Annotated in this window: 7 protein-coding genes; 5 read left to right on the top strand and 2 right to left on the bottom strand. The window is 50.7% G+C overall.

Annotation, left to right across the window (positions count from 1 at the left end):
- Positions 1-84 precede the first annotated feature (84 nt).
- The 5 genes from IEX02_RS02860 to IEX02_RS02840 all read left to right on the top strand — a co-directional run bounded on the left by IEX02_RS02860 (position 85) and on the right by IEX02_RS02840 (position 10,168).
- The gene (locus IEX02_RS02860) at positions 85-2,103 is read left to right on the top strand and encodes a phosphocholine-specific phospholipase C (protein ID WP_188689994.1); all 2,019 of its coding nucleotides are present in this window, start codon (positions 85-87) and stop codon (positions 2,101-2,103) included.
- A 603-nt stretch (positions 2,104-2,706) separates the two neighbouring features.
- Positions 2,707-5,973, top strand: a complete 3,267-nt coding sequence (locus IEX02_RS02855) for a TonB-dependent receptor (protein ID WP_188689991.1) — start codon at positions 2,707-2,709, stop codon at positions 5,971-5,973.
- A gap of 106 nt (positions 5,974-6,079) precedes the next feature.
- A complete protein-coding gene (locus tag IEX02_RS02850) occupies positions 6,080-7,582 on the top strand; it encodes a tryptophan halogenase family protein (RefSeq protein WP_188689987.1) in 1,503 nt (500 codons plus the stop codon).
- A 43-nt stretch (positions 7,583-7,625) separates the two neighbouring features.
- Positions 7,626-8,642 (top strand): cupin-like domain-containing protein, encoded by a 1,017-nt coding sequence (locus IEX02_RS02845; protein WP_188689984.1) that lies wholly within the window; start codon positions 7,626-7,628, stop codon positions 8,640-8,642.
- Between the two features lie 17 nt (positions 8,643-8,659).
- Positions 8,660-10,168, top strand: coding sequence for a tryptophan halogenase family protein (locus IEX02_RS02840; protein ID WP_188689981.1), 1,509 nt, complete (start codon positions 8,660-8,662; stop codon positions 10,166-10,168).
- A 35-nt stretch (positions 10,169-10,203) separates the two neighbouring features.
- On the opposite strand, the gene IEX02_RS02835 is transcribed toward IEX02_RS02840, so the two are convergent.
- Together IEX02_RS02835 and IEX02_RS02830 are read right to left on the bottom strand one after the other, a co-directional pair.
- Entirely contained in the window at positions 10,204-10,686 is a 483-nt protein-coding gene (locus tag IEX02_RS02835) for a cupin domain-containing protein (RefSeq protein ID WP_188689979.1), read from the bottom strand.
- 10 nt (positions 10,687-10,696) lie between these two features.
- Positions 10,697-11,179 (bottom strand): DUF2267 domain-containing protein, encoded by a 483-nt coding sequence (locus tag IEX02_RS02830; RefSeq protein ID WP_188689977.1) that lies wholly within the window; start codon positions 11,177-11,179, stop codon positions 10,697-10,699.
- Positions 11,180-11,249 lie beyond the last annotated feature (70 nt).

Here is an 11,249-nt window from a genome sequence, read left to right as displayed (position 1 = left end):
GGCCGCCACTGATTTTTCAGTGGCGGCCCGTTTTTGTTTTTTCAGTCTGGCTGTTTGTTTGCCGGACGCACACAGGAGTTTGTTATGAGTGGTATTAGTCGGCGGCAGTTTTTAGCCGGCAGTGGGGTTGCAGGGCTGGCAATGGCCTACCCACAGATAGTTAAGGCATTGAGTATCCCGGCGCGGGTGAAAAGCGGCACCATTGAAGATGTGGAGCATGTGGTTATCCTGATGCAGGAAAACCGCTCTTTCGATCATTATTTTGGCACTATGCCAGGGGTACGTGGCTTTTCTGACCCTTACCCGGCACCGGTCAAGCCTCTGGAGACCATGGCGGAGCGTAATGTCTTTACTCAACTGAATACCAGCCAGGCTGGCCCCAGGCTTATTTCTCCCTTTGCCTTGAATACCCGCCAGACCTTTGCCCATATGCGGGTGGAAGGGACGCCGCATTCCTGGACCGATGCCCAGTTTGCCTGGGATCACGGCAGAATGGACCAATGGCCGGATGCCAAACATATGCATGCCATGGGCTACTTTGAACAACAGGATATTCCATTTCAGTTTGCCCTGGCCGATGCCTTCACCTTGTGCGATGCCTACCATTGCTCCATGCATGCGGGGACCAACCCCAATCGCTTGTACCTGTGGACGGGCTGCAACGACGGCCATGCTCAGTTTGGTGGGCCTGCGGTGGGAAATTCCCATGACAATCTGCCTGAACGCGGCGGCCCGCAAGACGCTTACCACTGGACGACATATCCCGAACGTTTACAAGCGGCAGGTATCGATTGGACCATTTACCAGGATATGGGGGATAACTTTACCGATAACCCTCTGGTTGGCTTTAAGGCTTATCGCGATGCCTATACCAAACGGGAAGGGGCCGATGCGGAACTGTTGAAACGCGCGCTGAGTACCCGCGCGCTGGACAGACTGAAAGAAGATGTACTGGCCGATAAGTTGCCGGCGGTGTCTTATGTGATTGCCACCGCCGAAGGTTCTGAACACCCCGGTCCATCCAGTCCTGCCCAAGGCGCGGCGTACACTGCGGATATGCTGGACGCCCTGACGGCCAACCCGGATGTGTGGGCCAAAACCGTATTGTTTATCATGTTTGATGAAAATGACGGCTTTTTCGATCATATGCCGCCGCCAGCACCGCCTTCACCCGACACAACGGTGGAAGGGGGCTTTGCCGGTCACTCACAAATTTCTACCTCTGGGGAATACCATCTGCACGCAGATAAGGCCAATACCAAACTGGATCGGCCGGAATTGCGAGGCAGGCCTTATGGATTAGGGCCGCGTGTGCCCGCCTATGTGGTATCCCCCTGGAGTCGTGGTGGCTATGTTTGCTCCGAAGTGATGGATCACACCTCGGTAATCCGCTTTCTGGAAACCCGTTTTGGGGTGATGGAGCCGAATATCAGCCCCTGGCGACGGGCGGTTTGTGGGGACTTTCTCAGTGCCTTTGATTTTGCCAATCCCAATAAGGCCAGTTTCCCGCATTTACCTGCCCCTTATCAGGATGCGCTGCGCGCCGCCGAATTTAAAGAGCGCACCGTGCCCCCCATTCCTTCTGAGCTAAGTGAAATTGCCCAGTTACCCGGCCATAAGCCGCACCGGCCTTGTCTTTATGACCTGAATGCCGATTGCAGCGTGAAGGATGGCAAGGTGGTGGTGCAAATGCAAAACCTCAGCCAACGGGCAGTGGTCTTGCAGGTATACGACAGACTGAACTTAACCGCGATCCCCAAGCGCTATACGCTAGCGGCTAAAGGCCGGCTGCGGGCCGAGTGGCCTTTACAACAAGGCCACTATGATTTGCAGCTTATGGGGCCCGAAGGTTTCCATCGCCGCTTTAAGGGGCTGCAGGATGATACCGCTAGTGCCAGCCTGGAACGTACCCGCCAAGGTTTGCAGTTGGTAAATCAGGGACAGGAGTTACGTTATCGGCAGGGCCAGGAAGTCGACGTGAAGTTGCTGGGCAAAGGGCAATCACTGAGCCTGCATCTGGATGCTGACCGAGGCTATGACCTGAAAGTGGACGCGCCAAACGGGCAGTTTGTGCGTCAGTTTGCCGGACGCTTACCTGCTTGATCGCAGGCTTATTTAAGCCATCTGCCGCTGGCGGGTGGCTTTCTTTCTTCTGTGGGCGGAGATATTTCGTTCCTGCCCCGTGACACCAAGGCCAAACAACTGCCATACCAGGTAGGTACGCTAGGCAGTTGGAACTATCCAGATACCCGCTATTCATTTTGATTGTCATTATCATTGTGCCCAATTCTGCCTAACCGAGCTGTTTACTGAGCCCTTTAGCCGTGTGAAAAACCACCAGCCTGCCGCACTGTATTGCGACCAAATGCGTTGCTTTAATAACCGCTTAATGTTACATAATGTTAAAAAATAACTTAAAGAAATATTTTTATAGGTTATTTTTTAACTTCAAAGTCACAGGGAAGCCTCTGGCAAGTGACGTAGTGCAAGCTTTTGATGATTCAGAGAAGACACAGCCATTCACCTATTTGTTGCTGTTGGGGGCGCAGGGTGAATGACTTTGTTGAGGTGTCACTGTTTTCGTTGGTAGCAAAATGACAGCGTTGTCATATTGCTGAGAACAGCGAGACAGGTATTGGCATCGAGAGCTGAGGTTAGGGGTAGTGGCAATAGCCAGCATTATAAGAAACACACAGAGGGTAAAATATGTCTAATACATTCCAGAAAAAGCGTCTGGTGCTCGCGGTATCTGCAGCGATCACCTGCTCACTGTCCACATCGGTTTTAGCTCAGGAAGCCGCCACAACGGAGCAGATGATTGAGGAGCCAACCGAAGTCATCGAAGTTCGTGGTATTCGTCAAAGCCTGAATTCCGCGCAGAACCTTAAGCGCTATGCCGACACGGTTAAAGACGCGATTACAGCTTCTGATATTGGGGCACTGCCCGATAAGTCGGTTACCGAAGCCTTACAGCGTATTCCTGGGGTGACCATTGAACGCTTTGCCTCCTCCAACGATCCCAAACACTATGCCGATGAAGGTACCAGTGTATTAGTACGGGGTTTGGATCGCGTGCGCAGTGAAATCAATGGTCGCGATAGTTTTAGCGCCAACCCTTATGGCGGCCTTAGCTATGAAGATTTTCCTGCTGAATTATTAGGCGCGGTGGAAGTGGTGAAAAACCAAACCGCTGATCTTATTTCCGGGGGGATTGCCGGTACGGTTAATCTGGTTACCCGTAAACCCTTTGATTCTGACAATCGTTTGGTGGCCGTGAGTGCTCAAGCCAACTACGGTGATTACCGCGAAGAGACGACCCCGTCCTTTAGTGCTCTGTTCTCGGATAACTGGGATACCGATTCCGGTAAATTTGGTTTGCTGGTGGCGGCGTCTGATTCAGAGTACAGAACCCGCGGTGATGGTTTTGGCCTGGGTAATTACCACAGCCGAGGCCCAGTCGATACCTTTTCTTATGACGAATGGGGAACGCCAAGCCCTGGGGTGGTGTCTGGTATGTACTCCAACCCCTGCATCCCCGGCGCCTCTGACTGGCGTGCCTGTGGAGCGGGCCTTGAAGATACCGTGCAATACACCGATGCCGATCAGGCCGCTTATATTCCCGAATTTGAAGGCGAAGCCCTTGAAGGGCAACCCGATGGCGTGACCTGGTATGCCCCGGCAAGTTACACCATGTCGTCGGCTGAGAATGATCGTAAACGTCGTGGCTTTACTGCCTCATTACAGTGGCAGAGTACGGACGAGAGAATTACCGCCACCCTAGAGCATATAAATTCTAAAGCCTCCTTGGTATGGCGCGAGCATGTCATAGCGTCGGGCGACCGTGGTTTCCTGCCTTATGCACCAAACGCTATTCAGTGGTTTGATGGTGCGGATGAAGGGCGTCCATTAACTGTGGATGAGAACGGCTATCTGACCTCTGGTATTGGGCGTTCTAATGAGCCTGAATTGCCGTTGCAGTTCCGTTCACGTTATAACTTTAATGAGAATACGGTTAAAGATACGTCCTTTAACTTAGTCTTTAAAGCAACCGACCGCTTAACCATTAATGCTGACTACCAGCATGTGGATTCTGAGCAGATTGTACATAACAACTCTGTGACTTCGCGCATTAACGGTAACCAGACTAAAGAATACGCGCCATTCTTTATGGACTTGAGGGGGTCTACTCCCACAATCGAGTTCTTGAACCCCAATACGTCGAATCCGGCCGATGTGGAAGCCAATACCAATCCAATTTTGCGTATTGCCAGCGGTATGCAACAGGAAGAGCATAACGAAGCCAACGCCGATACCTACCAACTGGATTTCAAATATGAGTTGGATGGCGCCTTTACGGCGATTAAGACCGGACTCTACTATTCCGAGAAAGAGCTGACTGTACGTGATACGGATTACGAAGGTTGGCAGGCGCTGGGTACGCCATGGAACGCACAAGCGTCCTACAACGCCTCACCGCAAGTGGTGCCTGAGCTGTATGATCGCATCAGCTTTGCCGATCATTACAACGGCAATACCTTAATCGGCCCATACAACAGCTTCCTGTTCCCACGCATGGATCTGGCCGAAAACTACTCGCAGACTCTGCGTGACGGTTGTGGCAGTTGGAGTGCACAAGGTAATGCGATGGATGGCAGCGGTGGTTGTGCCCAGCCTTATGAAGATTTGGCTGACCGTTCATATAGCCATTTTGCGCCTCGCCATATCAGTTCAAGTCAAACGGAGCGCACCGAGTTTTATGTGCGGGCTGACTTTGATGTGGAGATGGGGGATATCCCGGTTAAAGGTAACTTTGGTCTGCGCTATGTGGATTATCAACTGGAGTCTACGGGGGGGATTAATTTACCTGCCACGGCCAGACGAGGCACAGATGAAACCGGGTCTTTGTATCAAGTGATGCAAAACCAGTACCCCAGTATCTTTGCTCTGGCATCTGGCGAGTCCTTTGCCAGCACCGTCGAAGGTACCGACTATTCAACTGTGTTGCCCAGCTTAAACCTGAGCTTTGGGGTTAGCGATGATGTGGTGGTGCGTTTCGGCGCTTCAAAAGGCCTGTACTATCCAAGTTTGGTGGATGCCGCCAATAAGATGGTACTTAGTCTGGACTACGAAGAGGTGTACCAAAACCCCAACGAAGCCAAAGACGAGCTGACTAATCCCACTGTCGACCTGCAGAATATTGAAATTAGTGCCAATGCGCGTAATGCCTTCCTGGAGCCGGAAGAGTCGGTCAATTTGGATTTAACCACCGAGTGGTATTTTGCTCCGGCAGGTTCACTGACCGTAGGTTTGTTCCACAAGAAATTGTCGAACATTATTCGCAGCAAGCATTTCTCCACCGAGGTTGAGGTGGGTGGCACCAGCTATCCTGTGGCCGCTTACGGGCCGGATAACACGGGCTCAGGCACGATTCGCGGTGTTGAACTGTCTTACTCGCAGTTTTACGATATGTTGCCGGGGCTGTGGAGTGGTTTAGGTCTGCAGTTTAACTACACCTATATTGATCAGAGTGGCCTGGAAGACCCCAACACCAGTCCCGCCGAGGCAATCCAGTTCAATGGCGCGGGTGTACCTATTAGCGATAATCGCAATACCTTCCGTCAGTTTACTGGCTTGCCGCTGCAAGGCTATTCCGATCAGAACCTCAACATTGTCGGTATGTATGAAAAGGATGATGTTTCCTTCCGTTTAGCCTACACCTGGCGTTCGGATTATCTGCTGACGTTGCGTGAGTCGGAAGAGTTTGTGCCGGCTTACTCCAAGGCGCAGGGCATGATGGATGCCAGCTTGTTCTACACCATTAACGAAAACGTTAAGGTGGGTTTGCAGGTCAGTAATGTGCTGGGTGCTGATACTGAAACCCAGTATCAGCAAAACCAAGCTGGACGGTTGACCGATGCCTTTACCTTTACGACAGACCGTCGTTATGCGTTAACGGTTCGCGCAACCTTCTGATAGCGTCTGCAAAGACGGAGTGTAAAAACTGCGCAGTAGTAATACTGCGCAGTTTATTTCATTCTAAGGCTCTGACGTCAGTGATTAGCCTGGACAGGGTTTAATTATGCAAAATGCCTTAAGGTCCATCTGTATTGTGGGCGGTGGTACCGCCGGCTGGATGGCCGCTACATTACTTTCCAGTGTATTAAGGGGAAGTGGTGTGCAAATTTCTGTGGTGGAATCTGCCGATATCCCCACCATTGGCGTGGGTGAGTCCACAGTTCCCTCCATTATGGATTTTATCCAGGCCAGTCAAATCAATCTCAAGGACTTTATTCAAGCCACTTCGGCCAGCTTTAAACTGGGAATACGCTTTGATGACTGGTTATTACCGGGTGAGCGCTTCTTTCATCCCTTTGGCAGAACTGGCAAGGACATCAATGGCTTTGAGTTCTATCAGGCCTGGTTAAAGTCACGAGCCGATGGTTCTGATGCCGCTTGGTTGGACTATTCTCCCGGTGCCGTGATGGCGCAGCAACAGCGCTTTATGCTACGCCCAAAGCAGCCACAAAACTGGGTGCAGGCCAGCTATGCGCAGGCGCTGCATTTAGATGCCGTGCTGGTGGCCCGTTTTCTGCGCGAACTTTGCCAAAAACGTGGTGTGCAGCGCATTGAAGCCACGGTGGATAAGGTGGAGCTTGACCAAAGAGTCTTTATCCACGCCTTGATACTGGATAATGGCACCAGGCTTAAGAGTGATTTCTTTATCGATTGTACCGGCTTTAAAGGTTTGCTTATTGAGCAAAGCCTGCAAACCGGCTACCAGGATTGGTCGGATTATTTACCCTGTAATCGCGCGGTGACGATACAAACCGAAAATGTCGCGCCACCTGCTCCTTATACCGTTGCCACGGCCCATGATGCCGGCTGGCGATGGACTATTCCGCTGCAACATCGCAGTGGCAATGGCTATGTGTTTGCCAGTCAGTTTTGCAGTGACGACCAGGCGCTGGATACCTTACTCAGTCAGGTTAGCGGCAAGCGGCTCAATGAGCCCAGAGTGATCCCTTTTGTAACAGGTAAGCGCAAAAAGATATGGCATAACAACTGCCTGGCGCTTGGATTGGCGAGCGGGTTTTTAGAGCCACTCGAATCAACCGCGATTCACTTGGTGTATAAAACCCTGGTGCACTTTATTAAACACTTCCCGGACAGGGATTTTGATGCCGACAACACGCAGAGTTTTAATCAAAAAATTGACCAGGATTATCAGGAAATTCGCGATTTTATCATCCTGCATTACTGCACCTCAAAGCGTCAGGATAGTGATTTTTGGCGCTGGTGCCAGACAATGCCGGTGCCGGACACATTGCGTGAGAAGCTACGGGTGTTTCAACAGCGCGGGCAGCTAGAACATACCCCAGGGCAATTTTTTAGCAGCGACAGTTGGTACGCCATTTTAGAAGGGATGCAACTGCGTCCGCAAAAGTACCACCCGCTACTGGATGCGTTTAATACCCAGGACTTGGCCCGAATCTTAAATGACAACCGCCAACAAATCCTTAGCCAAGTACAGAAAATGCCAAGCCATGATGACTATCTTCAGGCCCATTGCCCGGCGCGTTGAACAGTGATTATCAGCAGCAGTGCGCACATCAAGGGATACATTTATGACTGAGTACAAACTGATACCAGAGTATTCGGCGCTCAGTGCCGGGCAGTTTTTTGAGCAGATTGTGCCTGAGCAAAAGCCGGTAGTGATTCGAGGATTTGCCCAGCACTGGCCGCTGGTGGCCTCTGCTTGTCAGGGGCACTGTGCCTTTACCGCTTACCTGCTTAAGTTTTATCAGGGAGCGAAAGCCAGGATGGTGGTGGCCCCACCGTCAGCCAACAAGCGCTTTTATTACAACGAAGAGATGACCGATGTTAATTACTTAAGCGGTGAGGAGCGGATTGACCTGTTTTTGGGTCGTCTTCTTGAGCTGGTGGACAGAGAGGTGTACCCGGCCATCTCCATGCAAAACGCGCTGATAGATGACATTTTGCCAGGCTTAGTTGATGAAAACCGCAGCATGTTTTTTCCTGAGCTTTCGCCTCGCTTATGGGTGGGCAATGAGGGCATTGTCAGCACCCATTATGATGGCTCGGACAATCTTGCCTGTGTGGTTGCCGGGCGGCGCCGTTTTATTTTATTTCCGCCGGCGCAAACCGGCCATTTGTATCCCGGTCCCCTTAACTTTACCCCGGCCGGCGCTCCCACCAGCCTGGTGGATGTGCATAATCCCGACCTTGAACGCTACCCCTTGTTTAAGCAAGCTCGGGCCGAAGCCTTTAGCGCGGAGTTAGGGCCTGGTGATGCCATCTTTATTCCCATGCTGTGGTGGCACCATGTGGAGTCACTGGACAAGGTTAATGCACTAATGAATTACTGGTGGAATGGGTCTTCGGCCCCCAGTGCGGTTTCGCCCAGCGCCATAGACAGCCTGAACCTGGCGTTGCTGGCCATGCGGGATTTAACGCCCAGGCAACGAGAGGCCTGGCGCCATATGTTCGATCATTATTTATTTAAACAAGGCGTGGATCCCAGCTCTTATATCCCTACTCACCAGCAACATGTTCTGGGCGAGATGTCGCCTGACTATGTGCGGGCAGTGAAAGATTACTTTATTCAAAAATTACAAAAATAATGCACAGGTAAGGCGCGATGTTAAATAGCAAACCCAGAAAGATACTCATTGTTGGAGGTGGCACCGCAGGCTGGATGGCGGCTAATCTGCTGGTCAGCAAGTGGCCGGATGTAGATATCAGCCTGGTTGAGTCAGAAGATATCGGCATTATTGGCGTAGGAGAGGGCAGTACGCCGCATTTGAAGCTGTTTTTTGATGCCATCAAGGTCTCAGATCAGGAATGGATGCCGCACTGCAATGCCACCTATAAAAATGGCATTACCTTTGATAACTGGTCGCACATTGCTGGCTTTGAATCTTACTTCCATCCTTTTGCCGCCCAGACCGACGATACCTTTACCCTGCCGCACTTTTTTAACAATATCCGCGCCAGAATGCAGGGCTATCAGGTGGATGCACACCCCGATAAGTACTTTCTTGAAACCTACCTGACCAGGCAGCAGCTAGGCCCTTTACCGGCCGAATCTTTTCCCTTCGGTGTGGCCTATGGCTACCATTTTGACTCTGGTTTATTGGGGCAGTTTTTAGCCAAACGGGCGCAAAAACAAGGGGTGAACAAAATTGTTGCTAATGTGGTTGATGTGGCGCTAAATCATGAAGGCAACCTTGCTGCCGTTAAGCTCAGTGACGGGACAACATTAGACGCAGACTTTTTTATTGATTGCTCCGGCTTTCATGCCTTGCTGCTGCAAAAAGCGCTGGGCGTCAGCTTTATCAGTTTTAAAGATAACTTGTTTAATGACGCGGCCGTGGTGATGCCAAGCCCGGTCACGGAAGTCTTGCCGGTAGAAACCAAGTCTACCGCCCTTTCAAACGGCTGGGCCTGGAAAATCCCGTTAACCAATAGGTTTGGTAACGGCTATGTGTATAGCGGTGACTACATTGACGCTGATAAGGCAGAAACTGAGCTAAGACAGCATCTTGGGCTGCTTGAGGCAGACGTGGATGCCAGGCATCTGCGTATGAAAGTGGGCCGGGTGGCGAAGCACTGGCATAAAAACTGTTTGGCGGTTGGCTTATCTCAGGGTTTTATTGAGCCACTGGAAGCCACGGCCATTGCCCTGTCATTCAATACTATTGCCCAGTTTATGCAGTACTTTCAGCAAGGTAATTTCAGCAATCAGTTTGCCGCTGAATTTAATCAGGATATTAACGCCAGATTTGACGGTATCCGCGATTATGTTGTCTGCCACTACAAAGCCAATCAACGCAAAGATAACGACTATTGGCGGGACAACGCCGCCAATACCCATATTTCCGAAACCTTAAATAAGATCCTGTATTTGTGGCAACACAGCCCCGACTTTGTGGGAGAGATGTATAAACATAACCTGATGGGCAGTTATCAACCTAAATCATGGGCTTGCATGCTGGCCGGGTATGGCGTTTTTCCACCGTTAAGAGCGGAGCTCGCCGTTGATTTGGCAGCACAACAACGAGAAGCCGAGGCTTTATACGACTTTATTCGGCGCTGCGGATTAAATTTTAAAAACCATAGGGCGTTATTGGCGAATATGGCAGGGTAGTCGCCAAGCACGTAGTTGGTGACGCCAGCAGGGAATTATACTTTCTTACCCGCCACAGGCTCGCTGATCGCCTGCATGTCCACCAGATTCCAGGACATAGCTTTATTGCGATAAATACGCTTTTGCTGCTGGGGGTAGTCGGCCACATCATGCTCGCTGCGCTGACCTGCCACTATACATTTCAAGGTTGTGCTGCCGTTATTGACCAGCTTATGTGGCTTGCCACCGGCCCGGTAACCGATAAAATCGCCGGGGTAGACATTGTGACGCTGCTCACCAATCCAGGCCTCGGCCTGACCTTCCAATATATAAACGCACTCATCTTCATAGTAATGAACATGGAACTCTGTGGTGTCATGACCTGGTTGTACCTCAATAATATGAAACCCCAAACCGCTCAGGCCGGTTAAATCCCCCAGCGACTTATTTACCCGCTGTGCGTTTTTATTTAGAAAATGGGTCTTGTGAACACCTTGGTAGTCATCAATGTCCTGTTTGGTGAGTAGGTACTTATCCATGATGTTGCTCCTATTCATCCCGACATTGAATTAGCAAAGGGCGCTTGCATAGTGATTTTTTCATCGTATCAGCATCGACAAACCAGAAATGGTAAGCCTGTACACTGACTTGTTTAAGAAATTCATCCAACTTATGTGAATCCACATTCTTGCGTAGCGCTATAGCAACAGCCTGGTGGGCAATCTCGGGGGAGAAGTTATGCACTCTGCGTACACTTCTAATTTCATCGAGCAGATTTTCTTCGTCTGTGAACGTTCGGGTAGGTTCTTCAGCGTCCCAGTCGGCGACAAACAAAGCACGAATTCCAGGAGGCAGTATATTTGCAAAGCGAAGCGCGTCTGCAATGGTTAGACGGCCCCTAAATGCATTTAGTACGCCTACCACCATATTCCAGGCCATATTAGTGGTAGGCAGGTCTGCTGCATCTCGAGCATCCAGCATAAAACGTTCAAATTGTTGATTAGCGTGAAAATAATCAGGGGGAATTTGCATAACGAGTTCCTTATGTAATGCAACGCGAGGCATCCTAATGGCTGGTGCGCTATTTTAATTCCAACCTCAA

The organism is Bowmanella pacifica (assembly GCF_014645355.1).
Lineage (GTDB): Bacteria > Pseudomonadota > Gammaproteobacteria > Enterobacterales > Alteromonadaceae > Bowmanella > Bowmanella pacifica.
The sequence above is the reverse complement of the archived record's forward strand: the minus strand, read 5'-3'. Positions and strand labels throughout refer to the sequence as shown.